A 25344-nucleotide genomic window follows, 5' to 3' on the forward strand; every position below is an offset into this window, starting at 1 on the left:
CTGCAGGACAGCAGGGCCGGGGAGGGGAATGGGAGGTTGGGGGAGGGGGAGGGCGGCTCGCGCTGGCTACTTGGGCCGCACTGCGTCGGCCGTGCCCTGGATGAAGGCCTTGATCTTTTCCACGTCGTCCATGCTCAGCTTGCCCGTGAAGTCGGGCATGCCGCGCGACATGGCCGGGCCCTTGAAGATGAACTTGTCCAGGTGCTCGATATAGGCCGGGTCCAGGTAGCCCAGGTTGGGCAGGTTGCCGCCCCGGTCCACGCCGGGCACGCCGTGGCAGAAGGCGCAGTTGCTGACATACAGGGCCGTGCCTTCGGCCACCAGGCTCTTGTCGTAGGGCACGCCCTGCAGCAGCTTGCCCTGCTGGTAGGCGACGAAGGCAGGCGCCTCGGCCTTGCCGTCCAGCGCGAAGGTGTAGACCGTGCCCGGGCCCTTGCGCTCGGTGTGGCGCGCGGCCAGGCCGTAGACGCCGCCCCAGCCCACGGCGATGGAGACGTACTGCCGGCCATCGACCTCATAGGTGATGGGTGCGGCCACCACGCCCGTGCCCGTGGGCTTTTCCCAGAGCTTCTTGCCGTTGCGCGCGTCATAGGCCACGAAGCGGCCGTCGGCCGTGCCCTGGAACACCAGGTTGCCCGCCGTGGCCAGCGTGCCGCCGTTCCAGGGCGAGGCATGCTCCACGCGCCAGCGCTCCTTCTGTGCCACCGGGTCCCAGGCGATCAGGCGGCCGAAGGGCGTGCTCTTGGGCGGCTCCATGTTGACCAGTGTGGCCGTGTTCCAGCCGATATTGCTGTGCGGCTCGGGCAGGGAGCCGCCGTTGAACTTCCAGTTCTTGTTGTCCTGCAGGGTCAGCGGCACATGCTGGGCCGGCAGGTAGGCCAGGCCCGTGTCGGGGCTGTAGGACATGGAATGCCAGTTGTGCGCGCCGAAGGGGCTGGGGATCACGTCTCGGGCGCGGTCGCCGCTGCGCGCAATCGGTGTCTCGATGGGGCGGCCCTTGGCGTCGTAGCCGCTGGCCCAGTTCACGTCGACGAAGTTCTTGGCCGAGATGAACTGGCCGTTGGTGCGGTCGATGACGAAGAAGAAGCCGTTCTTGGGCGCATGCAGGATGACCTTGCGCGGCTTGCCGCCCACCTTGATGTCGGCCAGCACCATGGGCTGGGTGGAGGTGAAGTCCCAGCTGTCGCCCGGCGTCTCCTGGTAGTGCCAGACGTACTCGCCCGTATCGGGGTTCAGCGCCACGATGCTGGCCAGGTACAGGTTGTCGCCACCGGCCGGGCTGCGCTTGGCTTGCGCCCAGGGCGAGCCGTTGCCCGTGCCGATGTACATGAGGTTGAGCTCGGGGTCATAGGCCATGGTGTCCCAGGCCGTGCCGCCGCCGCCGGCCTCCCACCACTTGCCGGCCGGGTCCCAGGTCTTGGCGGCGCGGGCCATGGCCTCGTTCTCGAAGGGCTTGGACGGGTCGCCGGGCACGGTGAACCAGCGCCATTGCTGGGCACCGGTCTCGGCGTCATAGGCCGTGACATAGCCGCGCACGCCGTACTCGGCGCCGCCGTTGCCGATCAGCACCTTGCCCTTGATGACGCGCGGTGCGCCCGTGATGGTGTACGAGAAGGCGCGGTCGATGATGGTGTCCTGCTCCCAGACCTTCTGGCCCGTGGCCGCGTCCAGCGCCACCAGGCGGCCATCGAAGGCGCCCACATACACCTTGCCCTTGTAGACCGCCACGCCGCGGTTGACCACGTCGCAGCAGCCCTTGAAGCCGTTGGCACGGTCCACGCCGGGGTCGTAGCTCCACAGGCGCTTGCCGGTGCGCACGTCCACCGCATGCACCACGCTCCAGCTGGCCGTGACGTACATGATTCCATCGACCACCACGGGCGTGGACTCCACGCCGCGCGTGGATTCCAGGTCATACGACCAGACCAGGCCCAGCCGCTTCACATTGGCCGTGTCCAGCTGCCTGAGTTTGGAAAAGCGCGTCTCGCTGTAGTCCATGCCGTAGCTGGGCCAGTCCTTGGAACTGCGCGCGTTGTCGCGGATGCTCTGCGAGTCGATGCGCGAGGTGACGGCGCGTATGTGCTCGGGCGAGCCTTTGCTTGGCAGGCCGGCCTGTGCCAGCGTGGCGCCCGGCAGGGCCAGCACCAGGCCGGCGGCCAGCAGCGTGGAGGAAAGCACGTGGGTCTTCATGTTGTCTCGTCTCCTGTGTGGTTTGTTTTTGCGTGCATGGCGCTGGGGGCAAGGGCACCATGGGGGAGACGATAAAAAAAGCGGCCTTCGGTCACAACATTCGGACTTTCCCGGGGGCGGATGTGTACCGCCGTGGAACAGCTCAGAACGTCCGGCTGACCGTCACCCCGGCCGACAGCCCGCGTCCGGCACCCGGCTCGAAGTACCGCTGGTTGCCCTCGTTGACGATGACCGACCCTGCAAAGCGCCGGTCGAACAGGTTGTCCAGCCGCACAAAGGTCTGGGCGCTCCACTGCTGCCATTGCCGTGACCAGCGCAGGCTGGAGCCCCAGACGGTGTAGCCGGCCGCGCGGTCGGTGTTGCGGTCGTTCACGGCCACGGGGCCGCTGTGCAGCATGTCCACGGTCCAGGTCCATTGCGGCGACAGCTGCCAGGCCAGCTCGCTCCACAGGCGGCGCGGCGCGGTGCCGGCCAGGCGCGCGCCGGCATCCACCGGGGCGGTGGGCGTGGTGCAGGGCGTGGCCTCGCAGGTCAGGAAGCTGTCGCGGTAGCGGGCTTGCAGCAAGGTCAGGGCGGTGCTGGCCGTGAGCGGCCCCCATTGCGCGTTGCCCGAGAATTCCAGCCCCCGGCGCAACGTGCGGCCTGCGTTCTGGTAGGTGGCGCGCCCACCCGTGTTGGACAGTACGGTGAGTTCGCGCTGGGTATGGGTCTCGAACAGCGTGAGGTTCCAGCCCGCGTTGCCGTGGCGCCCGCGCAGGCCGACCTCGACGGTGTTGTGGGCGCTGGCGGCCAGGCCGGTGTTCAGGCCGCTGTTCATCCCATTTTGGCCGCCGGGCCGGTAGGCCACTTCGTTGAGCGTGGGCGTCTCCATGCCCCGGCCCACCGATGCGTGCGCCACCAGGTCCGGCAGCAGGTTCACGCGCAGGCCCAGCGAGGGCAGCCAGCCGCGCCAGGCCATGCTGCCGCTGTCGTCGCCATTGCCGGCTGTGATGTAGTGGTCCTCGGAGCGGTAGCGCACGCGCGCCTGGCGCAGGCCGGCGCTCAGGGCCAGGCTCTGCGTGCTCCACTCGGCCTGCAGATAGGGGTCGGCGGAGCGCGCCTGGTTGCGTTCGTCGCGGCGCAGCCGGCCCTGCACGCCGAGCTGGCTGCCGATGAAGTTCTCGTAGCCGCGCCGGGTCTCGCCCTGCCAGTCGTAGGCCAGGCCCGCCGACCAGTCCAGCCGGCCGCCGGCCACGTCCTCATGGGTGCTGCGCCAGCGCAGGTTCATGCCCGCGTAGTCGCGGTCCAGGTCGATCACGCCGCCTGAATGCGAGGGCGGCGCCTGCGTGGCCACGGGAATGGACTGGTACTGCAGCACGGAGCGCGTGCCCGCATAGGCCATGAGTTCCAGGCGCTGGCCCGCGCCGAACTGGTGCTGCCAGGCGGCGCCCAGCTGGCGCTGGCGCACGCTTTTGCGCGTATTGAAGCGCAGCGCGCTGGCCGTGGTCTGGCCGGGGTCGGCCTCGAACTCGGCGCGCGTCAGGCCCAGCGGGTCCTGGGCGCTGGCGCGCTGCTCCTGGTACTGCAGCAGCCACTGATCGTCGCCCTGTTTGCGTGACAGCTTCATGTGGGCCGTGCTGCGGTCGGCGGCCGATTGGGGGCGCATGCCGTCGGTGGCGAAGCGCTCGATGTGGATGGCATAGCGCCATGGGGCGGAGCCGCCATCCGCCTGGTCCGGCTTTCCGCCCCCGATCGTGCCGCGCAGCTGGGTGGACAGGCGCCACAGCCCGTCCGGCCCCACGGCCATGCCGCTGCGCCACAGGCCCGGTTCCTCGCCGTCTTCGGTGTACAGCAGCAGTGCGCCGCCTGCGCTGTTGCCATAGAGCACGGCGGCCGGGCCGCGCACCACGTCCAGGCGCGCGGCGTTGCCCAGCGTGAAGTTGGCGGCCTGGCCCTGGCCGTCGGGCGCGCCTGCCGGAATGCCATCCACGTAAAGGCGCAGGCCGCGCACGCCAAAGGTGGAGCGCGCACCGAAGCCGCGCACCGAGATCTGCAGGTCCTGTGCGAAGTTCTGGCGGTTCAGCACCACCAGGCCCGGCACGCGCGCCAGGCTCTCGGACAGGTTGATCTGCATCTGCCCGTCTCGCAGCACGGCGCCTTCCACGCTGTCGATGGCGGCCGTGGCACGCCACAGGTCGGGGCCGGCGCCGGGCTGGCTGGCCGTGATGACCACGGGGGCGAGCAGGGCCTCGCTGGAGTCCTGCGCTGCGTCCGCCGCGTGGGCGGGCAGGGCGTGCAGCGTACAGGCCAGTGCGGCGCCCAGGGTGGGCAGGGCGGGCCGGGGGTGTCTTGTGCTGTGTGGGGAGCGTGTCATTGCGGGCGGGCCTGTGGCGATGCCCGAGGTTACCGAGCCCGGCAAGCCGTTCCAACACGGGTGATTTCCCTAGTGCTGTCCTGTGCCGTGGCGGAACAACAATCGCGGCAGTTTTGATGTCCGTCATGCAACAGCCGCCTCCCGCCCCACTGCCCTCCAATCCCTTCTATGCCTCGCGCCAGGACCGGGTGGCGCTGGCGCGCGAGCGCTATTTCGAGCGCGGCGAGCGCCCATCGGGCCTGGTGTCCGAGCCCGTGCTGCAGTCCTGGACGCGCTGCCTGGGCGCCAGCCGCAGCCCCGACGAGAAGATCAGCTTCGACCCGGTCAGCAAGATCCGCACGGCCACCTTGCTGACCCACAACCGCGCGCTGATCGAGGCGGCGCGCGACCCCATCGCCGAACTCGAAACCGTGATCGCGGGCAGCCAGGCGCGCGCCATGCTCACCTGCAGCGAGGGCGTGGTGCTGATCGCCTCGCGCCCCACGCCGGGCGACGGCCCGCTGCTGCTGACGGCCGCGCGCGTGGGCGTGAACATTGCCGAGGATGCCGTGGGCACGGGCGCACCCGGCGTGGCCGTGCGCACGGGCGAGGTCTGCCATGTGCGTGGCGGCGAGCATTTCTTTCGCTGCCTGGCCTCGCTGCACTGCGCGGCCGCGCCCGTGCGCGACGCCAGCGGGCGCACCGTGGCCATGCTGGACCTGAGCAGCGAGGCGGGCCCCTTTCGCTTCGATGCGGGCGCCATGGCCCACATGTACGCCACCTGCATCGAGAACCGGCTGCTGGTGGGCGCCGCCCGCATGCACCTGCTGCTGCGCTTCCAGTCCAGCCGCAGCATGTTCGGCACGCCGCTGGAAGGGCTGGCCGCCGTGGATGGCGACGGCATGGTGCGCTGGTTCAACGGCGTGGGTGCCCAACTGTTCGATAGCCCGCGCCGGCCCGCCGAGGGGATGGCGGCAGAGGAAGTCTTCGGCCTGGGCCTGAACCAGTTGCTGGAGCTGGCCCACCACGGCCAGGCGCGCCCGCAGATGCTGCCCACGGGACTGACGCTGTGGATGGAGGCGAGGCTGGATGAGGCATCTTCCCAGGTCGAAGAGGGGCTGCTGGCCATCGAGGCCCTGCCGCCGCCCGCCGAGGCGCCGTCCGAGGCACCGTCCTCCCTGGGCGAGGCCAGCCGCGAGCTGATCGAGCAGGCCCTGGCCCGCTGCCAGGGCAATATCTCGCAGGCCGCCCGCATGCTGGGCGTCTCCCGCGGGCTGCTGTACCGGCGCCTGCGGGAGTGGGGGCGGCTCTAGCTGGCCAGCGCGCTGCGCATCCATTCGATGAAGACCCTTGCCTGGGCGGGCAGCGCACGCCCTGCGGCGGGCACGGCGCGCAGGCCGCCCTCGAAGGGCACGAAGCCATGGGGCGCCACCAGCAGCCCCTCCTGGAGCTCGCGTGCGATCAGCCGCTGCTCCACGAGGGCAACGCCCAGGCCCGACAGTGCTGCCTCTATGCACAGGTGGGTGTGCGGGAACGCCAGCGTCTCGCCCAGGGCCACGGGCTGGCCCGTCAGGGCTTCCCATTGGTTCCAGGCGCTGGCCGTGTACTCATGTGCAATGCGCGCGCGGTTGGCGGGCCGGCGCCGGGCATAGGCCGGCGTGCAGACTGCGCCGAAGTGCACGGGCGCCAGTTCGATGGCGCGGCGGCGGTCTGCCTCGCCGTAGGTGGACAGGTCCCAGGCAATGATCAGGTCGGCGCCTTCATTGCGCATCTCGCGCGCCGAGGTCATTGACAGGCGGATGCGGATATGCGGGTGGCAGCGGTAGAACACCGCCAGCTGCGGCACCAGCCAGCGCATGGCAAAGGTGGCGCTGCAGGCTACATGCAGCCCCGGTGCCTGGGCGTCGCGCGCCAGCTGGGCATAGGCGGTCTCCAGCTGGTCGAAGGCCGTGCGCACCGAGGCATGGAAGGCGGCGCCGGCCTCGGTCAGGCGCAGGCCCGTGCCTTCTTTCTCGAACAGCGCCGCGCCCGCGTGCTCCTGCAGCAGGCGCAGGTGGCGGCTGATGGCACCGTGGCTGCGGCACAGTTCCTCGGCCGCGCGGGTCACCGAGCCGGTGCGGGCAATGGCCTCGAAGGCGCGCAGGGCGGCCAGCGGTGGCAGTTGTCTCATGGCAATCAATTCGTCAGAAAAGCTGACGCATGGGCAGAAAAACTGCATTGTCCCGCATCGCCGTGATTTCTAGCATGGGTGCCTGTGTATTGGAGTTTTGCAGGCTTGCCAGCTCCTTTGCACAGTTCAATTTATTGACGAAAAGGAGTTTCCATGCAGATCACCGATATCGCGGCCCATGAGGCGCTGGACAGCCGGGGTCACCCCACCGTGGAGGTCGAGGTCGAACTGGAGGACGGCGCGCGCGGCCTGGCCCTGGTGCCCTCGGGCGCCTCCACGGGGCGGCATGAGGCGCTGGAGCGGCGCGACGGCGATGCCTCGCGCCATCTGGGCAAGGGCGTGCTGGGGGCGGTGCAGGCCGTCAACACCGAGCTGCGCGATCTGCTGCGCGGCATGCAGGCCGACGCCCAGGGCCGGATCGACACGGCCATGATGGCGCTGGACGGCACGCCCGGCAAAAGCCGGCTGGGCGCCAACGCGCTGCTGGGCGTGTCGCTGGCCGTGGCGCGCGCGGCGGCGGCCAGCCAGCGCATGCCGCTGTGGCGGCACATGGGCGGTGCCCAGGCGCGCGTGCTGCCCGTGCCCATGATCAATGTCATCAACGGTGGCGCCCATGCCGACAATCCGCTGGACTTCCAGGAGTTCATGCTGCTGCCGGTGGGGGCGGACAGCTTCGGTGAGGCGCTGCGCATGGGCGCCGAGGTCTTCCACACGCTGCGCCATGCGCTCAAGGCCGCAGGCCACAGCGTCAACGTGGGCGACGAGGGCGGCTTTGCGCCCGCCCTGCGCAGCGCGCCCGAGGCGCTGGACCACCTGATGGCCGCCATCGAGCGCGCCGGCCTGCGCCCCGGCAGGGACATCGCCCTGGCCCTGGACCCTGCGGCCAGTGAATTCCATGGCGAGGACGGCTACCGCTACGCGGGCGAGGGCCTGGTGCGCAGCCGCCAGCAGCAGGTGGACTACCTGGCGCAACTGGTGGAGCACTACCCCATCGTCTCCATCGAGGACGGCATGGCCGAGGACGATATCGAGGGCTGGCAGGCCCTGGGCCGGCGCCTGGGCGGACGCTGCCAGCTGGTGGGCGACGATGTGTTCTGCACGAACCCCGGCCTGTTCGAGAGCGGCATTGCCCGGGGCGTGGGCAATGCCATCCTGGTCAAGATCAACCAGATCGGCACGCTGACCGAAACCTGGGACGTGCTGCGCCTGGCGCATGGCGCCGGCTACGGCGTGGTGATGTCGCACCGCTCGGGCGAGACCGAGGACACCAGCATTGCCGACCTGGCCGTGGCGGCCCAGTGCGCCATGATCAAGACCGGCTCGCTGTCGCGCGCCGACCGCACGGCCAAGTACAACCGGCTGCTGCGCATCGAGCGCGAACTGGGCCCGGCCGCCGTCTATGCGGGGCGCCGTGCGCTCAAGGGCCGGGCGGGTCAGGAAGCCGTGTCGGCCGCTGCGGGTGTTGCGGGGGTTGCGGGGGTTGCGGGCGCCCTGTAGACCAGCACCTTGAGGCTGCGCTCGGCGTCGATGTCGGCGAAGGTGGCCGGGTTGGCCAGGCGCTCGACGAACTCCAGCTCGGGCGCCACTTCCTGCATCTGCGATGTCAGGAACTGCGTGCCCATCTCGGGCGCGTTCAGGCACAGCAGCACATGGCCGCCGGGGCGCAGCAGGTCGGGCAGGCGGCGCATCAGGCGGGCATAGTCCTTGGTGGCGACGAAGCTGCCCTTCTGGTAGCTGGGCGGGTCCACCACGATCAGGTGGTACGGCCCGCCGCGCGTGATCTTGCCCCAGCTGCTGAAGATGTCGTGGGCCAGGAAGCTGGCGCCCGACAGATCGTTGAGCCGGTGGTTCTGCTGGCCCGTGGCCAGCGCGCCCTGGGCCATGTCCATGTTCATCACATGGCGCGCCCCGGCCTGCAGGGCCACCACCGAAAAGGCGCAGGTGTAGGCGAACAGGTTGAGCACCTTGATGCCATGGCGGTGCTCGGGATGGTTGGCCACATGCGCGTGCACCCAGCGCCGGCCTTCGGCCATGTCCAGGAACAGGCCGTGGTTCTGGCCGCGCAGCACCTGCACGCGGTAGCGCGTGCCGGCCTCGGTGACGATGTGCGGGTCTGGCACTTCGCCGGCCATGAGCCGGGTTTCGGCGGGCGCGGCGGGCTGGCGCAGCTGGTAGACCCAGTTCAGGGGCTGGCCCGGTGCCAGTTCGCTCCAGCGCAGTGACAGCGCCGTGCCGATGGCGGCCAGGGCGTCTTCGTCCAGCGGCTGGAAGCTGGTGAGCACCAGCACGGGCGGAAAGGCATCGAGCACCAGATGCTCGCAGCCCGGGTACAGGCCGCCACGGCCGTGGAAGATGCGTTGGGCGTCGGAGGGCAGGGCCATCCGGGCGATGGCGTCGAGCAGGGCTTGCATGGGAAAGGCTGGGTCTGGCAGGGGCGCCGGGCATGCCCGGTGGAACCGCTTGGAACCAGGCAGGGGCCGACGAAAAGGTCTGCCAGTGTATGCAGTTTGGGGCCCAGCCCAGGCAAACCCGGGCTCAGGCCCCATTCAGCGGTGCTGCGGGCAGGCTCAATGCCGCCAGCCGCGGCGCACCTCGAAGAAGCTGCACTCGCCGTCGCCCAGGCCCTGCATGCCGGCCTCGGTGGCGGCGCGGGCGGCTTTCATCCAGCGGGTGAAGGCGAGCTTGGCGTCTTCGCTGATTTCCTCTGGAGGCATGTCCTCCAGCCCCTGTACGAGCGACAGGGTTTCGCTGACCTGCTCGGCACTGCCGAGCTGGCGTTCCAGCACGCGGGCATAGCGTGCCTCGGCCTTGTTGCGTTCCTGCTCGGGCAGGTTGGGGTAGTCACACAAGGTGACGGTGAAGGCGGCTTCTTGCATGTCCATGGTTCATGAGATGAGGATGATGACTGGCGAAATATACAGTAATAACTGGCTGCACATCCAGTACTTATCCAGTGTTTTTTTACAGTGTCGTGCCGGTGGGGTCGCTGCGGGCAGCGGCGGCAGCCATGCGGCCACAATCGCCTGCAAGGAGAAAACCACCGCCATGACGAACGAATCGACCACGGGCAGCCCGGCCTGGGACCCCGAAGCCACGGGCCATGCGCTGTTTGCCACGCGCTTGGGGCCCTGCGGCGTGGCCTGGGGCGAATGCGGCCTTGCGGCCTTTCAGTTGCCCGAGGTGGACGGCCCGGTTGCCACGCGCACGCGCATGCTGCGCGGCGTGCAATCGCGCAGGCCCGGCAGCTATGCGGCAGCGGTGCGCGCCGAGGACCTGCCGGCCAGCGTGGCACAGGCCATCGCCGGCGTGCAGGTGCTCATGGCGGGCCATGGCGAATGGACCGTGGAGCCTTCCGCGCCCAGCGCGCAGCAGTTGCGTGACGGCCCGGTGCTGCCCGATCTGCGGGCACGGCGCATGCTGCCCGCAGGCCAGGCATTGCCGGATCTGGCCGAGCTGGCGCTGGACTGGCACGGCGTGTCGGAATTTCACCGCCGCGTCTACGAGCTGACGCGTGCCATCGCTCCCGGCCATACGCGCACCTATGGCGAGATCGCGCGCGAGTTGGGCGAGGTGGGCCTGTCGCGCGCCGTGGGACAGGCGCTGGGCCTCAACCCCTTCGCGCCCGTGATTCCCTGCCACCGCGTGCTGGCCGCCGGCGCCCAGCCGGGCGGTTTTTCGGGCGGCGCAGGTGCGCTGACCAAGCTGCGCATGCTGGAGATCGAGGGTGCGGCCTGGGGCGGCACGCGCTCGCTGTTCGGGGATTGACGGGCCGGACACGCATGTGACATGCGGCACGGCGGGGCGGCTTGCACAATCGCCGCTGCAGGCCGTCCCGGCAGGGGAGGGCCGCCCTCCATTCCACCCATGACCGGCACACAAGACCCGGACCAGGAGACAGACGAATGACTCGCAATGTGCAGCAACTTTTCGACCTCACCGGCAAGACCGCCCTGGTGACCGGCGGCTCGCGCGGCCTGGGCCTGCAGATGGCCCATGCGTTGGGCGAGGCGGGCGCCAGGATCATGCTGAGTTCGCGCAAGGCCGCCGACCTGGAGGAAGCCGCCGCCGAGCTGCAGGCCGCCGGCATCGACGCCCGCTGGATCGCCGCCGACTGCGCCAACGAGGCCGATATCGAGCGCCTGGCCGCCGAGACGCTGGAGCGCCTGGGCCAGGTGGACATCCTCATCAACAACGCGGGCGCCAGCTGGGGCGCGCCGGCCGAGGAGCACCCCGTGGCCGCCTGGGACAAGGTGATGAACCTCAACGTGCGCGGCTACTTCCTGCTGAGCCAGCAGATCGCGCGGCGCAGCATGATCCCGCGCAAGACCGGGCGCATCATCAACCTGGCCTCCATCGCAGGCCTGGGCGGCAACCCGCTGGGCATGAAGACCATTGCCTACAACACCTCCAAGGGAGCCGTCATCAACTTCACGCGCGCGCTGGCCGGCGAGTGGGGCGTGCACGGCATCAACGTCAACGCCATCTGCCCGGGCTTTTTCAAGACCAAGATGGCCAGCGTGCTGATCGAGACCCTGGGCGAGGACGAGATGAAATCCCACGCCCCGCTGCGCCGCCTGGGCGACGACGAGGACCTCAAGGGCCTGACCCTGCTGTACGCCAGCGACGCGGGCAAGCACATCACGGGCCAGTGGATGGCCGTGGACGGCGGCGTCAGCGCCCTGGTGGGCGGCTGAACGCGGCGGCGCTGCTGCCGAGGTGACAGTTTTTCCCGCAGATCGTGCCGCCGCGCGCCATGGTGCCTTCGGGCGCCCTTATGCTCGCCTGCATTGCGATCTGAACTGGAGAATTTCGTGCTGGATTTTGGCCACCCCATCCCCTTCGTCGACCACCTGGGTTTCACCCTGCACCGCATGGAGGACGGGGAGTCCGAACTGCGCTTCGAGGCGCGTCCCGAGCACCTGAACACCTTTGACGTGACCCACGGCGGCGCCACCATGACCCTGCTGGACGTGACCATGGCCGTGGCCGCGCGCAGCCTGCAGCGCGACATGGGCTGCGTGACCATCGAGATGAAGACCAGCTTCATGCAGCCCGCACGCGGCCCCCTGGTGGCCAAGGGCGTGGTGCTGCACCGCACGCGTTCCATGGCCTATACCGAGGCGCGCGTGTTCGATGCCTCGGGCCGGCTGTGCAGCCATGCGACCGGAACGTTCAAGTACATGCCGCGCGTGGCCAAGCCGGCCGCCGCCGAGACAACCCTCGCCACGGACTGATCCGCACGGCGAATTTGCCAGATACCCAATGCCACACGCCAGCCCCGGCAGCACCGGGAACTGGTTCCATTGTTTGTGATGCCACCGGAGGTTTTCCCATGCCCGTGAACCAGCAGATCCTGCTCGACAACCGCCCCGAGGGCGAAGCCGTGGAAAGCAATTTCCGCCTTGTCAGTACCGAGACCCCGGCGCTGGCCGAAGGCCAGGTGCTGGTGCGCCACCACTACCTGAGCCTGGACCCCTACATGCGCGGCCGCATGAATGACAGCAAGAGCTATGCCCAGCCCCAGCCGCTGGGCGAGGTCATGATCGGCGGCACCGTGGGCGAGGTGGTGGAAAGCCGCCATCCCAAGTTTGCCGTTGGCGACAAGGTCGTGGGCATGGGCGGCTGGCAGGAATACAGCGTGGTCGATGGCGATGCGCCCGGCATGCTGCGCAAGGTGGACACCACCCATGTGCCGCTGTCGCACTACCTGGGCGCCGTGGGCATGCCCGGCGTGACGGCCTGGTACGGCCTGGTCAAGATCATCGCCCCCAAGGCCGGCGAGACCGTGGTGGTCAGCGCCGCCACGGGCGCCGTGGGCAGCGCGTTCGCGGCCCTGGCCAAGGCGCGCGGCTGCCGCGTGGTGGGCATTGCGGGCGGCCCCGAGAAGTGCCGCTACGCCACCGAGGAGCTGGGCTTCGACGCCTGCATCGACTACCGCGAGCACCCCGACACCAAGACCATGGCCAAGGCGCTCAAGGACGCCTGCCCGCAGGGCATCGACGGCTACTTCGAGAACGTGGGCGGCTACATCCTCGACGCCGTGCTGCTGCGCACCAACGCCTTTGCGCGGATCGCGCTGTGCGGAATGATCGCGGGCTACGACGGCACGCCGCTGCCCATGACCAATCCCGCGCTCATCCTCGTCAACCGCATCCGCATCGAAGGCTTCATCGTCAGCGAGCACATGGAAGTCTGGCCCGAGGCGCTGCAGGAACTGGGCCGCCTGGTGGGCACCGGCAAGCTGCGCCCGCGCGAGAGCATTGCCGAAGGCATTGCCTCCGCACCCTCGGCCTTCCTGGGCTTGCTCAAGGGCAAGAACTTCGGAAAGCAACTCGTCAAATTGATCTGAACCACCACAAAAAACCAGGAGACAAGGGAATGATCAAGAACTTCAAGGGCAAGACGGCCGTGCTGACGGGCGCGGGCTCGGGTTTCGGCCTGGAGTGCGCGCGCATTGGCGCGAAGCTGGGCATGAACCTGGTGCTGGTCGATGTGCAGCAGGAGGCGCTGGACAAGGCTGCCGCCGAGTTCGAAGGGCAGGGCGTGCGCGTGCTGGCGCGGCGCGTGGATGTGTCCGACGCAGCCCAGATGCAGGCCCTGGCCGACGAGGTGCGCCAGCAGTTCGGCGCGCCGCACTTCGTGTTCAACAACGCAGGCGTGGGCGCGGGCGGGCTGGTCTGGGAGAACACGCTGGAAGATTGGCAGTGGGTGCTGGGCGTCAACCTCTGGGGCGTGATCCACGGCGTGCGGCTGTTCACGCCCATGATGCTGGAGGCGGCCAAGGCCGATCCGTCCTTCGAGGGCCACATCGTCAACACGGCCAGCATGGCCGGGCTGCTGGCGCCTCCCAACATGGGCATCTACAACGTCAGCAAGCATGCCGTGGTCAGCCTGACCGAGACGCTGTACCAGGACCTGGCCCTGGTCTCCGACCAGATCAGCGCCAGCGTGCTGTGCCCCTTCTTCGTGCCTACGGGCATCAGCCACAGCGAGCGCAACCGGCCCAGCCATCTGGCCGCCCAGCCGCTGACGGCCAGCCAGAAGATCGGCCAGGCCATGAGCGAGAAGGCCGTGGGCTCGGGCAAGGTCACGGCCCCCGATGTGGCGCAGAAGGTGTTCGACGCCATTGCGGCCAACCAGTTCTACATCTACAGCCATCCGCAGGCCCTGGGTTCGGTCCAGACCCGCATGGAGGATGTGGTGCAGGGCCGCAACCCCACCGACCCGTTCGCGCACAAGCCCGAACTGGGCGCCAGCCTCAAGGCCTCGCTGCGCGCGGCCTGAGCGTCAGTCCTCTTCGTCCGGGTCCGGCCGGTGGGGGGCTGGCCTGGCGGGAGCCTCGGCCTTTTCATCGGGCGGCGCGGAGGGCAGGGGCCGCACCAGCCGCACCATGAGCTGGTTGCCGCGCCCCATGTCGGGCCGCGTCTCCAGGCTGTCGAGGTCAATCGCCCAGGCCTGCTGGGCCGACAGCTGCGTACCGGCGCTGCCCGAGATGTTGCTGTAGTTGTAGGGATTGAGGGGCCGTGCGTTCAACGCTGCCGTGCCCGTCCAGTGCCAGCCGCGCGGCGCGCCCGGGAACAGCTCGGGCGACAGGCCTTGCGGCCGTATATCGCGCGAGATCAGCCGGCGCATCTCGTTGACGCGCGGCAGGCGCCAGCGCACGCCGTCCTGCTTGGCCCGCTCGGCGGCCAGGGCCTGCGCCTGCTTGTGCGTGAACAGCTCCGGCAGGCCCGCGCAGGTCTTGCCATTCCAGTGCATGCCTTCCACGCAGCGCGGCCACAGCAGGCGGGCGCGGCGGTCGATCACGTCGCGGCCGTCTTCGGACACTTCCAGCATGGCAGTGGCGCCGGCCTTGGCGTCACCGCGGGCCTGCGGCGGCGCCGCATGGGCGGGGCCCTGCATGCACGCGCCCAGCAGCAGGGCGGCGAGCAGGGGCCTTGGCAATGCGTTGAGGGTCGGCAGGAAGAGGGGCGTGGTTGAGTGCATGGGGTGTCTATGCTGCTGTGTTGGCAATCTCGTATCCGAGCGTAACAGGGTTGCGGCCCCGCAAACTTGTGCCACGGCAAGCCGCCAGCGCCGCACGCGCCGGCCTGCCTGCCCAGGAAATGTGAGCACCGCCCTGCAGCCCACAGCGCTTGCCGCCACAATGGCGCGTCTATGTCTGCGTCTATGCCTTCTCCCTCTTCGTCTCCCGCTTCCCCTGATTCCCACACGCTGCGCCTGGTGCTGATCCTGGGCCTGCTCTCGGCCATCGGTCCGTTTGCCATCGACATGTACCTGCCCGCGCTGCCCCAGATCGGCAGCAGCCTGGGTGCCCAGGTGGGCGCGGTGCAGGCCAGCCTGACGGCCTTCTTTCTTTCGCTGGGCGTGGGCCAGCTGCTGTACGGGCCGGTCTCGGACATGGTGGGGCGCAAGCCGCCGCTGTACTTCGGCCTGGCCGTGTTCGCGCTGGCCAGCGTGGGCTGCGCCATGGCCACCAGCATCGAGACGCTGGTGGTGCTGCGCTTCATCCAGGGCCTGGGCGCGGCCGCCGGCATGGCCGTGCCGCGCGCCGTGGTGCGCGACCTGCACACCGGCCATGCGGCGGCCCGCATGATGTCGCTGCTGATGCTGGTGTTCAGCGTCTCTCCCATCCTGGCGCCGCTGGCCGGCAGCGGCGTGATCGCCGTGAGCAGCTGGCGCGGCGTGTTCTGGGCCGTGGCCGTGGCGGCCGTGATCGGCCTGGCGGCCGTGTTCATGGGCCTGAAGGAAACGCGCGGGGCCGCCGCACGGCTGGACAGCAGCGTGGCCGGCGCACTGCGCGCCTACGGCGTGCTGCTGCGCGACTGGCATTACCTGGGCCTGGTCTTCATCGGCGGCTGCGCCATGGCGGGCTTTTTCGTCTACCTGGCTGGCTCTCCCTTTGTGCTGATCAACTACTACGGACTGAGCTCCACCCAGTACAGCCTGGCCTTCGGGCTCAACGCCATCGCCTTCATCGGCGCGGCGCAGTTCACGGGCTGGCTGGGCCAGCGTTTCGGCCTGGTGCGCGTGGTCAAGGTGGCGGCCACCGGCTCGGGCCTGGTGATGCTGTCGCTGCTGTCGTACTACCTGCTGGGCGGTGAGCGGCTGGCCGTGCTGATCGGCCTGTACTTCGTGGCCAGCGCGCTGATGGGGCTGGTGATTCCGACGACCTCGGTGCTGGCGCTGGAGGAGCACGGCGCCATCGCCGGCACGGCCTCGGCGCTGCTGGGCACGCTGCAGATGCTGTCGGGTGCGGCGGCCATGCAGATCGTGGGCCTGTTCTCCACGGGCAAGCCCCTGCCCATGGTGGTGGGCATGGCCACGGGCGCGCTGATCGGCGTGGCGCTGGCCTGGATCACGCTGGGCGGCGCACGTGCCCACCGCGTGGGTGCAAAGGGCCATTCATGAGCGTGGCTCCCGCAGCAGAGGCTGGTGGGCCTGTACCCGACGGACTTGCGTCCGGCCCCCGCGGCCAGGCCATGCTGGTCATCATCCTGGGGCTGACGCTGTCGGTGCTGGACAGCACCCTGGTCAATCTGGCACTGCCAGCCATGGCGCGCGAGCTGCAGGCCAGCTCGGCCCATACGCTGTGGGTGGTCAATTCCTACCAGCTTGCCAGCCTGGTGCTGCTGCTGCCGCTGGCGGCCCTGGGCGAACGCCTGGGCTACCGCCGCGTGTATCTGGTGGGCATGCTGGTGTTCTCCCTGGCCTCGCTGGCAGCCATCCTGGCCACATCGCTGCCCACGCTGGTGGCTGCGCGGGCGCTGCAGGGCCTGGGCGCTGCGGGCGTGATGAGCGTCAACGCCGCTCTGGTGCGGCTGATCTATCCGCGTGCCTTGCTGGGCCGGGGCATGGCCGTCAATTCGCTGGTGGTGGCCACGGCATCCATGGCCGGGCCTTCGGTGGCGGCGGCCATTTTGTCGGTGGCCAGCTGGCCCTGGCTGTTTGCGGCCAACCTGCCGCTGGGCCTGTTCACGCTGTGGCTGGGACGCCGGGCGCTGCCGGCCAATGCGGTGCCGGCACACGCGGGCGCGCGGCTGTCGCCGCTGGATGTGCTGCTCAACATCCTCATGTTCAGCCTGATCTTCCTGGGCGGCGAGCAGCTGGGCATGCGCGCCGGCGGTGCCCAGTCGTCCCTGCCTTCGGGCTGGTGGCTGCTGGGCGCGGGCCTGCTGGTGGGGCTGTGGTATGTGCGCCGCCAGTGGCGCCTGCCTGCGCCGCTGCTGCCGGTGGACCTGCTGCGCATTCCGGTGTTCGCGCTGTCCATGTGCGGATCGGTGAGCGCCTTTTGCGCGCAGATGCTGGCCTACCTGGCCCTGCCTTTCCTGCTGCTGGAGTCGCACGGCATGTCGCCCATCGAGGCCGGGCTGCTGATCACGGCCTGGCCGCTGGCCACGGTGATGACGGCTCCCATTGCGGGCCGGCTCATCGGCCGCTATGCGGACGGGCTGCTGGGCGGCATCGGCATGGCCATGTTCGCCTGCGGCCTGTGGGCGCTGGCGGCCATGCCCGATGCGCCCTCGACCCTGGACATGGTCTGGCGCATGCTGCTGGCGGGCAGCGGCTTTGCGCTGTACCAGTCGCCCAACAACCACACCATCGTGACCTCGGCGCCGCTGGCGCGCAGCGGCGCGGCCGGCGGCATGCTGAGCTCGGCGCGGCTCACGGGACAGACGCTGGGGGCCGTGGTGCTGGCCACCATCTTCACCGTCTCGGGCGGGCATGGTGGCCATGCCGAAATCGTGGCCCTGGCCGTGGCGGGCTGTTTTGCGGCCATGGCGGGCGTGTTCAGCATGCTGCGCGTGCGCACGGCGCCCGCCGCCAGGCACTGAACAGACCGGCAAATGGCATTGAACTTGCATGTGTCGGCGCGCTCCGACACCTGCATCATCCTGGATGGTCTTGCCACGAGACTGCGGTGGCATGCCATCCACTTTACAAACAAGAAATATGGGCACTGCACAATCGTGCGATGCCCCCAACGACTTCGCTGTTCCTATGAATTTTGACGTGCCTCTTTCGCCGAGTACGCGCCTTGCGGCGCCTTTCGATTCCCAGCCCGGCGCAGGGCACGCACAACCTTCTGCCTCGCTTGCACGCAGCAAGCGCCCCGGTGCTGCCGTGCTGTGCGCGCTGGCACTGGCCGCCAGCCTGGCCGCCTGCTCCAGGCAGGATGCAGCGCCCGCCGCCGCAGCCAAGGCTGCGCCCGAGGTGGGCGTGGTCACGCTGCAAAAGCAGAGCCAGCAGCTGGAGGCCACGCTGCCGGGCCGCACACGCGCCTCGCTGACCGCCGAGGTGAGGCCCCAGGTCTCGGGCATCGTGCAAAAGCGCCTGTTCACCGAAGGCGCCCTGGTGCGCCAGGGCCAGCAGCTCTACCAGATCGACGCGGCCTCGCTGCGCGCCACCGAGGCCAGCGCCCAGGCGGCCCTGGCCAAGGCCGAGGCCAGCGCCCGCACGCTGGAGGCCACGTCGCGGCGCAATGCCGAGCTGGTCAAGATCGATGCCATCAGCCAGCAGGCGTTTGAAGAAAGCCAGGCCGCCGCAGCCCAGTCGCGCTCGGACGTGGCCGTGGCCAAGGCCAACCTGGAGACCGCGCGCATCAACCTCAAGTACAGCCGCATCGAGGCGCCCATCAGCGGGCGCATCAGCCTGTCCACGGTGACGCCGGGCGCGCTGGTGACGGCCAACCAGACGGAGGCGCTGACCTCCATCGTGCAGCTGGACCCCATGTATGTGGATTTCACCCAGTCCACCAGCGAGCTGCTGCAGCTCAAGCGCGACTGGGATGCCGGGCGCTTCCAGAAGGTGGAGGGCGACAAGGTCGCCGTGCGTATCCGCCTGGACGATGGCACGGAATACGGCCACCAGGGCAAGCTGCAGTTTGCAGGCGTGATCGTCAATGCCACCACGGGCAGCGTCACGCTGCGCGCCGTGGTGCCCAACCCGCAGGGCCTGCTCATGCCCGGCATGTATGTGCAGGCGCTGCTGCCCACGGGCCTGGCGCCCGAGGCGCTGCTGGTGCCCCAGCAGTCGGTGACGCGCGACCTGACCGGCAAGGCCAGCGTGCTGGTGGCCAAGGCCGACGACGTGATCGAGCGCAGGCCCGTGAACATCGACCGCGCCGTGGGCAATATGTGGCTGCTGCAGGACGGCCTGTCGGCCGGCGAGCGCGTGGTGGTCGATGGCTTCCAGCGCATCAAGCCCGGCGACAAGGTGCGCGCCGTGGAGGTGGACCTGCGCGCCAAGGCCCAGGCCCGCAAGGGCAAGCCCGCTGATGGCCCGGCAGCGGCGGCCGCGCCTGGCGCTGCCGACCAGGCTTCCGCGGCCGCTGAACCTGCTCCTGCACCCGCAGCGGCTCCGGCCCCTGCGGCCCGGTAAGCCGCAGGAACCCGTCACATGGCTCAGTTCTTCATCAACCGGCCCATCTTCGCGTGGGTCATCGCCATCGTCATCATGCTGGGCGGCGCGCTGTCCATCTTCACGCTGCCGCTGGAGCAATACCCCGACATCGCGCCGCCGCGCGTGACCATCGGCGCGCAGTACACGGGCGCCTCGGCCGAGACGGTCGAGAACTCGGTGACCCAGATCATCGAGCAGCAGCTCAAGGGCATCGACAACATGCTCTACATGAGCTCCACGTCCGACGCCTCGGGCCGCGCGCGCACCACGCTGACCTTTGCGCCGGGCACCAACATCGACGTGGCCCAGGTGCAGGTGCAAAACAAGCTGCAGTCCGCCGTGAACCGCCTGCCCGACGCCGTCAAGAGCCGGGGCGTGTTCGTGAACAAGGGCGGCCAGGACTTCCTGGTCACCTACAGCTTCTTCTCCAAGGACCCGGCCATGACCGCGGTCGATATCGGCGACTACCTCACCAGCAACCTGGTCGACGTGATCGGCCGGCTGGACGGCGTGGGCGATGTCAACGTCTTCGGCACCAACTATGCGATGCGCATCTGGATGGACCCGGCCAAGATGGAGAAGTACGCGCTGATGCCGTCGGACCTGGTCAATGCGCTGAACTCGCAGAACGCCCAGGTCTCGGCCGGCCAGCTGGGCGCGCTGCCCGCCGTCGCGGACCAGCAGCTGAACGCCACCATCACGGCGCGCACCAAGCTCAAGACGGTGGAGCAGTTCGAGGACATCGTCCTGAAGTCGTCCGTGGACGGCTCGGTGGTGCTCATGAAGGACGTGGCCCGCGTGGAGCTGGGCGCCGACAACCTGACCATCAAGGCCAAGCTCAACGGCCTGCCGGGCGCGGGCATGGGCATCGTGCTGGCCGATGGCGCCAACGCCATGAACGTGGCCGACACCATCGCCGCCAAGCTGGCCGAGCTCAAGCCCTTCTTTCCCAACGAGATCGACTACTTCGTCAGCTCGGACTCCACGCCCTTCGTGCGCGCCTCCATCAAGGAAGTGGTCAGCGCGCTGGGCGAGGCCATGATCCTCGTGGTCATCGTGATGTTCATCTTCCTGCAGAACTTCCGCGCCACGATGATCCCCGCCATCGCCGTGCCCGTGGTGCTGCTGGGCACCTTCGGCGTGCTGTCGCTGGCCGGGTACTCGATCAATACGCTGACCATGTTCGCCATGGTGCTGGCCATCGGCCTGCTGGTGGACGATGCCATCGTCGTGGTGGAGAACGTCGAGCGCGTGATGCACGAGACGGGCATGTCGCCCAAGCAGGCCACGCGCCAGTCCATGCGCGAGATCACGCCGGCCCTGGTGGGCATCGGCGTGACGCTGTCGGCCGTGTTCGTGCCCATGGCCTTCTTCGGCGGCTCCACGGGCGTGATCTACCGGCAGTTCTCCATCACCATCGTCGCGGCCATGGCGCTGTCGGTGTTCGTGGCGCTGACGCTCACGCCGGCGCTGTGCGCCACGCTGCTCAAGCCGCCCGCAGCGGGCGGGGCAGGGCATGACCGCCCGATCCGCAGCGGCATCCTGGGGGTGAACGACCGGTTCTTCCGCTGGTTCAACCACCATTTCGACGCCACGGCCGCGCGCTACCAGGGCACGGTGGCGTACTCGCTGCGCCGCGCCAAGCGCATGATGCTGATCTTCCTGGCCGTCTGCGGCGTGGTCTGGCTGCTGATGGCGCGCCTGCCCACGTCCTTCCTGCCCGACGAGGACCAGGGCTTTGTCTTCGTCAACATCAACCTGCCCTCGGGCGCGGCCGACACGCGGCTGCAGGGCGTGCTCGACGAGGTGCGCGACTACTTTGCCAGGCAGCCCGACGTGCTGAGCTTCTACCAGGTCTCTGGCCTGAACGGCGACCAGGCCTCGGCACGCGCCTTCGTGCGGCTGAAGACCTGGGAGGAGCGCCCGCTGCCGGGCCAGTCGGCCTCCGAGATCGCGCACCGGGCGACCCGGGAGCTGGCCTCCATCCGCGATGCGCGCGTGCTGGTCATGCTGCCGCCGGCCGTGCGCGGCCTGGGCTCCAGCTCGGGCTTCAACTTCATGATCAAGGACATGAACGGCCTGGGCCACCAGGCGCTGCTGCAGGCCAAGGAAAAATTCCTGACCGAGGCCCGCAAGCGCCCCGAGCTCACCAATCTGCGCATGACCAACCTGGAGGACGCCAGCGAGCTGCGCCTGGACATCGACGACCGCAAGGCCGCTGCGCTCGGCCTGTCGTACACCGACATCAACAGCGTGCTGTCCAGCGCCATGGGCGGCACCTATGTCAACGACTTCCTGAACAACGAGCGCGTCAAGCGCGTCTACATCCAGGGCGATGCGCCGCACCGCATGCTGCCCCAGGACATCGCCAAATGGACGGTGCGCAACGGCAAGGGCGAGATGGTGCCGTTCAGCGCCTTCTCCAGCAGCTACTGGGCCTACGGTTCGCCCCAGCTCATGCGCTACAACGGCAACCCGGCCTACGAAATGGAAGGCCGCGCCGCGCCGGGCGTCAGCTCGGGCACGGCCATGCAGATCGTCGAGGACATCCTGCGCACGCTGCCGGCCGGCATAGGCTACGAGTGGACGGGGGCCTCGCTGCAGGAGCGCCAGTCGGGCGCGCAGGCGCCGCTGCTGTACGCCATCTCCATCCTCTTCGTGTTCCTGTGCCTGGCGGCGCTGTACGAGAGCTGGACCGTGCCGCTGTCCGTGATGCTGGCCGTGCCGCTGGGCGTGGTGGGCGCGCTGGCCGCCACCTATACGCGCGGGCTGACCAATGACGTGTACTTCCAGGTGGGCCTGCTGACCACGGTGGGCCTGGCATCCAAGAACGCCATCCTGATCGTGGAATTTGCCGTGCAGCTGCAGGAGCAGGGCAAGAGCATCTTCGACGCCGTGGTCTCGGCCGTGCGCCTGCGCCTGCGGCCCATTTTGATGACCTCGCTGGCCTTCGGCTTCGGCGTCATTCCGCTGGCCATCGGCACGGGTGCCGGCGCGGGCGGGCGCAATGCCATCGGCACGGCCGTGCTCGGCGGCATGCTGGCTTCCACGGTGCTGGGCATCTTCCTGGTGCCGGTGTTCTTCCTGCTGATCCGCAGCTGGTTCAAGAGCCACTCGCGCACGGATGAAGAAAGCCCGCAGCAGGCAACCGACTCACCCCATACCACCAAGGAGAGCGCAGCATGAGGCGCCGAATGCACCGTTCCACCCTCGCCGCTGCGGCCGCGCTGGCGGCCCTGCTGTCCGGCTGCAATCTTGCGCCGCAGCACCGCACGCCGGACATGCCCGTGCCCGACACGGTGGGCAGCACCGCAGCCAATCCGGCACAGGCCGACGAGGCCAGCCTGCAGGCGGCCGCCGCGCTGGACTGGGTGCAGTCCCGGCAGCTGCGCGAGGTCATTGCCCTGGCCCTGGCCAACAACCGCGACCTGCGCGTGGCCGTGGAGAACATCGAGCGCGCGCGTGCCCAGTACGGCATCACGCGCGCCGACCTGCTGCCCAGCGTCAACGCCCAGGCCCAGGCCAGCCGTGCGCGCACGGCCGCCGGCATGACCAGCGCCACGCAATCGGCATCGGTCAGCACCCAGTACACGGCCCAGCTGGGCTTTGCCAGCTACGAGATCGACCTCTGGGGCCGCGTGCGCAACCTCAGCGAGGCCGCGCTGCAGCAGTTCCTGCAAAGCGAGCAGAACCGGCGCAATGTGCAGATCGGCCTGGTGGCCGACGTGGCCAACGCCTGGCTCACGCTGGCCGCCGACCAGGCCCGCCTGCAGCTGGCACGCGACACCCTGGCCAGCCGCGAGAAGGCCTACGAGCTGACGCGGCGCATGCATGAGATAGGTTCGACCTCGGGCCTGGTGCTGGCCCAGAACCAGACCACGGTGGACACGGCGCGCGGCGACGTGGCCAGCTTCACCTCCCAGGTGGAGCGTGACCGCAACGCCCTGCAGTTGCTGGTGGGCGGTCCGCTGCCCGACAGCCTGCTGCCCGGCGCCGCCACGCTGCGCGCCGGCGCCCAGCCTGCGGCGGCGCTGCAGCCCGTGCCTGCACCGCTGCCCTCCAGCGTGCTGCTGGTGCGCCCCGATATCCAGGCCGCCGAGAACAACCTGCGCGCCATGGAGGCCAACATCGGCGCCGCCCGCGCAGCCATGTTCCCCACCATCAGCCTCACGGCCAGCGTGGGATCGGGCAGCCGCGAGCTCGATGGCCTCTTTGGCGGCAGCAGCAGCACCTGGAGCTTCATCCCCCTGGTGCGCCTGCCCATCTTCGACGGTGGCCGCAACCGTGCGGGCGTGCAGGTGGCCGAGGCCAACCAGCGCATCGCCATCGCCCAGTACGAGAAGGCCGTGCAGACGGCCTTCCGCGAGACCGCCGACGTGCTGGCCGACCGCGCGCAGTGGGACGAGCGCCTGGCCGCCCAGACCAGCATGGTCGCGGCCACGCAAAAGGCCTTCGACCTGTCGGAGGCACGCTTCAAGGCCGGCGTGGACAACTACCTCACCGTGCTGGATGCGCAGCGCAGCCTCTACACGGCCCAGCAGACCCTGATCGGCCTGCGCCTGTCCGAGCAGCTCAACCGCGTCACGCTGTGGAAGGTGCTGGGCGGCGAGCAGGTGCAGGCGCCGTCCGCCTCTGAGCCGGCGAATTCCTGAGCGCGGGCGGTGTATTCTGCGGGCCCGCAGAACTTGCCGCCCGACCACGATGAGCCCCTTTGCCAACACCCCCGAGCCGCCTTACTACGCCGTCATCTTCTCGTCGCGCAGAACGCCGGACGACGATGATGGCTACGGCCTCATGGCCCAGCGCATGGTGGACCTGGCCGCGCAGCAGCAGGGTTTCCTGGGTGCGGAAAGCACGCGCGGCGAGGACGGTTTCGGCATCACCGTGTCCTACTGGTCCACGGCCGAATCCATCGCGCGCTGGAAGCAGGATGCCGAGCACCTGGTCGCCCAGCAACTGGGCAAGGACGCCTGGTACGAGCACTATGAATTGCGCGTGGCCCGCGTGGAGCGCGCCTACGGCAAGCGCTGAACCCGGGCCGCCTCCGCCTGGACCACGGCCTCGGCCAGCAGCGCGATGGAGCGCGGCGCGCAGCCCTCTGCATCGTTGCTCACCGTCACGAAGGCGGGCAGCCCGCGGCTGGTGATGCCATCGATGGTCTTGGCGAGGATGGCGCGCGTGTGCGCATCGGGCGTGCGGATCTCGTCGAAGGGGTCGTGCTTCTTTTGCGCATCGGGATAGCCGTAGGCACCGAACTCGCGGTTCAGGTTCCAGCGGCAGACCAGCGGGGTGGGCCACAGCCCGCGCAGAAAAACCAGTTGCTCCTCGATGGGGGGCATCTTGCCGTGCAGTCCCAGGCAGAAGGTGGCGCCACTGGCGCGCAGGGTGTCGGCCAACTGCGGCGTCAGCAGCTCCGGGTCGCGCACCTCCACCGCCACGATGATCTGCGCGCCCAGCGGATGGGCGGCCAGCGCCGCGCGCACCGCCTCCAGCATGGCCTGAAGCCGCGCCAGCAGTTCGGTGGGGCGGCTGAGCAGGCCCCAGGTCATCGGGCTGAGCTGGAACACCAGCACGCCCAGCCGCTCGCCAAGCCCTTCGAGCGTGGGCTCGACGAAGCTGGTGACGGCCAGATCGGGTTGAAGGAACACCGGGTTCAGCGACATGCCCTTGCCGTCCTCGTCACGCACCTGCGCGTCGGTAACCACGGATGGGCACTTGACCACGAAGCGGAAATCAGCCGGCACCTGGCCCGCGAAGGCCAGGTACTGGCTGGCCGTCAACGGCCTCCAGAAGCTGCGGTCCACGCAGACCGTTCGCATCAACGGATGCCGGCCATAGGCCTCCAGTCCCTTCTTGGCCAGCACGCTTTTGTCATAGGCGCCATCCCAGATCAAACCTTCCCAGCCCGGGTAGGACCAGGTGGAGACTCCCATGCGCAGGCCCTGCGCAAGCTGGTCCGCCAGCGCCTGCCATTGCAGGGCCTGGGGCGCCAGCTGCACGGCGCCGGCGGCCTTGCGCGGTGCCGGTGTGCGGCCGGCAGGCGCGGGCGGCGGGGCAGGGGCCGATGGTGGGGGAGAACCGAACAGATCGTCTTGCATTCGAAGCTGGTGATTGTGGCAGAGGGTGCCTGCCTGCCGCAGGGCCCCGGCAAAAGCAGGCAGTGGATTGATTTTGCAAGCCCTTGAATTCATTGGCCTGCAAGAAATGCTTGCATTTGCGGGTCGGCCGCTAGCGGCCCGGCCCGAATCGC

Annotated in this window: 20 protein-coding genes; 13 read left to right on the plus strand and 7 right to left on the minus strand. The window is 69.3% G+C overall.

The features are described from left to right. Window positions 1–66: 66 nt before the first annotated feature. Complete coding sequence (locus tag ACF8O7_RS20295; protein ID WP_203399488.1) at window positions 67–2190, minus strand: PQQ-dependent dehydrogenase, methanol/ethanol family; 2124 nt, start codon at window positions 2188–2190, stop codon at window positions 67–69. Window positions 2191–2332: 142 nt separating this feature from the next. Further along, window positions 2333–4543 carry a TonB-dependent receptor domain-containing protein gene (locus tag ACF8O7_RS20300; protein ID WP_203399487.1) on the minus strand — a complete coding sequence of 737 codons (2211 nt, stop codon included), beginning with the start codon at window positions 4541–4543 and terminating at the stop codon, window positions 2333–2335. Window positions 4544–4668: 125 nt separating this feature from the next. Here ACF8O7_RS20300 and ACF8O7_RS20305 point away from each other — a divergent pair, with 125 nt between their 5' ends. Continuing rightward, window positions 4669–5835, plus strand: a complete 1167-nt coding sequence (locus ACF8O7_RS20305; protein ID WP_239009393.1) for a helix-turn-helix domain-containing protein — start codon at window positions 4669–4671, stop codon at window positions 5833–5835. Here ACF8O7_RS20305 and ACF8O7_RS20310 read toward each other — a convergent pair. Continuing rightward, window positions 5832–6740: a LysR substrate-binding domain-containing protein gene (locus tag ACF8O7_RS20310; protein ID WP_203399485.1), complete on the minus strand. Its 909-nt coding sequence runs from the start codon at window positions 6738–6740 to the stop codon at window positions 5832–5834. The genes ACF8O7_RS20305 and ACF8O7_RS20310 overlap by 4 nt on opposite strands. Window positions 6741–6845: 105 nt before the next feature. On the opposite strand from ACF8O7_RS20310, the gene eno reads away from it, so the two are divergent. Beyond that, on the plus strand, window positions 6846–8189 hold the full coding sequence (eno, locus tag ACF8O7_RS20315) for a phosphopyruvate hydratase (protein WP_203399484.1): 1344 nt from the start codon (window positions 6846–6848) through the stop codon (window positions 8187–8189). Here the strand turns inward: eno and ACF8O7_RS20320 are convergent. Both ACF8O7_RS20320 and ACF8O7_RS20325 read right to left on the minus strand, forming a co-directional pair. Further along, a complete protein-coding gene (locus ACF8O7_RS20320) occupies window positions 8126–9103 on the minus strand; it encodes a class I SAM-dependent methyltransferase (RefSeq protein WP_203399483.1) in 978 nt (325 codons plus the stop codon). The genes eno and ACF8O7_RS20320 overlap by 64 nt on opposite strands. A 156-nt stretch (window positions 9104–9259) precedes the next feature. Then, window positions 9260–9574, minus strand: coding sequence for a hypothetical protein (locus ACF8O7_RS20325; protein WP_016446792.1), 315 nt, complete (start codon window positions 9572–9574; stop codon window positions 9260–9262). Window positions 9575–9737: 163 nt separating this feature from the next. On the opposite strand from ACF8O7_RS20325, the gene ACF8O7_RS20330 reads away from it, so the two are divergent. The 5 genes from ACF8O7_RS20330 to ACF8O7_RS20350 all read left to right on the plus strand — a co-directional run bounded on the left by ACF8O7_RS20330 (window position 9738) and on the right by ACF8O7_RS20350 (window position 13976). Next, window positions 9738–10457, plus strand: coding sequence for a methylated-DNA--[protein]-cysteine S-methyltransferase (locus ACF8O7_RS20330; protein WP_203399482.1), 720 nt, complete (start codon window positions 9738–9740; stop codon window positions 10455–10457). Between the two features lie 137 nt (window positions 10458–10594). After that, window positions 10595–11386 (plus strand): SDR family oxidoreductase, encoded by a 792-nt coding sequence (locus ACF8O7_RS20335; RefSeq protein WP_034392775.1) that lies wholly within the window; start codon window positions 10595–10597, stop codon window positions 11384–11386. A gap of 117 nt (window positions 11387–11503) precedes the next feature. Beyond that, window positions 11504–11926, plus strand: coding sequence for a PaaI family thioesterase (locus ACF8O7_RS20340; RefSeq protein ID WP_016446794.1), 423 nt, complete (start codon window positions 11504–11506; stop codon window positions 11924–11926). A gap of 98 nt (window positions 11927–12024) precedes the next feature. Continuing rightward, window positions 12025–13041 carry an NADP-dependent oxidoreductase gene (locus tag ACF8O7_RS20345; RefSeq protein ID WP_047218263.1) on the plus strand — a complete coding sequence of 339 codons (1017 nt, stop codon included), beginning with the start codon at window positions 12025–12027 and terminating at the stop codon, window positions 13039–13041. 29 nt (window positions 13042–13070) lie between these two features. Beyond that, complete coding sequence (locus ACF8O7_RS20350; protein ID WP_017407325.1) at window positions 13071–13976, plus strand: SDR family oxidoreductase; 906 nt, start codon at window positions 13071–13073, stop codon at window positions 13974–13976. Between the two features lie 3 nt (window positions 13977–13979). Here ACF8O7_RS20350 and ACF8O7_RS20355 read toward each other — a convergent pair whose 3' ends face one another. Next, the gene (locus tag ACF8O7_RS20355; RefSeq protein WP_203399481.1) at window positions 13980–14678 is read right to left on the minus strand and encodes a DUF1566 domain-containing protein; all 699 of its coding nucleotides are present in this window, start codon (window positions 14676–14678) and stop codon (window positions 13980–13982) included. 183 nt (window positions 14679–14861) lie between these two features. Between ACF8O7_RS20355 and ACF8O7_RS20360 the strand changes: the two genes are divergently transcribed. The 6 genes from ACF8O7_RS20360 to ACF8O7_RS20385 all read left to right on the plus strand — a co-directional run bounded on the left by ACF8O7_RS20360 (window position 14862) and on the right by ACF8O7_RS20385 (window position 24125). Further along, window positions 14862–16103, plus strand: a complete 1242-nt coding sequence (locus tag ACF8O7_RS20360; RefSeq protein WP_034363958.1) for a multidrug effflux MFS transporter — start codon at window positions 14862–14864, stop codon at window positions 16101–16103. After that, the gene (locus tag ACF8O7_RS20365; RefSeq protein ID WP_203399480.1) at window positions 16100–17527 is read left to right on the plus strand and encodes an MFS transporter; all 1428 of its coding nucleotides are present in this window, start codon (window positions 16100–16102) and stop codon (window positions 17525–17527) included. Before ACF8O7_RS20360 ends, ACF8O7_RS20365 begins: the two co-directional genes overlap by 4 nt. A gap of 166 nt (window positions 17528–17693) precedes the next feature. Continuing rightward, window positions 17694–19073, plus strand: coding sequence for an efflux RND transporter periplasmic adaptor subunit (locus tag ACF8O7_RS20370; RefSeq protein ID WP_392444113.1), 1380 nt, complete (start codon window positions 17694–17696; stop codon window positions 19071–19073). An 18-nt stretch (window positions 19074–19091) separates the two neighbouring features. Further along, a complete protein-coding gene (locus ACF8O7_RS20375; protein ID WP_017407320.1) occupies window positions 19092–22280 on the plus strand; it encodes an efflux RND transporter permease subunit in 3189 nt (1062 codons plus the stop codon). An 8-nt stretch (window positions 22281–22288) separates the two neighbouring features. Beyond that, window positions 22289–23746 carry an efflux transporter outer membrane subunit gene (locus ACF8O7_RS20380; RefSeq protein ID WP_392413012.1) on the plus strand — a complete coding sequence of 486 codons (1458 nt, stop codon included), beginning with the start codon at window positions 22289–22291 and terminating at the stop codon, window positions 23744–23746. 49 nt (window positions 23747–23795) lie between these two features. Further along, window positions 23796–24125 carry an antibiotic biosynthesis monooxygenase gene (locus tag ACF8O7_RS20385; RefSeq protein ID WP_016446802.1) on the plus strand — a complete coding sequence of 110 codons (330 nt, stop codon included), beginning with the start codon at window positions 23796–23798 and terminating at the stop codon, window positions 24123–24125. Here ACF8O7_RS20385 and ACF8O7_RS20390 read toward each other — a convergent pair. After that, on the minus strand, window positions 24110–25192 hold the full coding sequence (locus ACF8O7_RS20390; protein ID WP_016452869.1) for a DUF72 domain-containing protein: 1083 nt from the start codon (window positions 25190–25192) through the stop codon (window positions 24110–24112). The genes ACF8O7_RS20385 and ACF8O7_RS20390 overlap by 16 nt on opposite strands. Window positions 25193–25344: the final 152 nt, after the last annotated feature.

Source organism: Delftia sp. WSY_16, from assembly GCF_043104415.1.
Lineage (GTDB): Bacteria > Pseudomonadota > Gammaproteobacteria > Burkholderiales > Burkholderiaceae_C > Comamonas > Comamonas tsuruhatensis.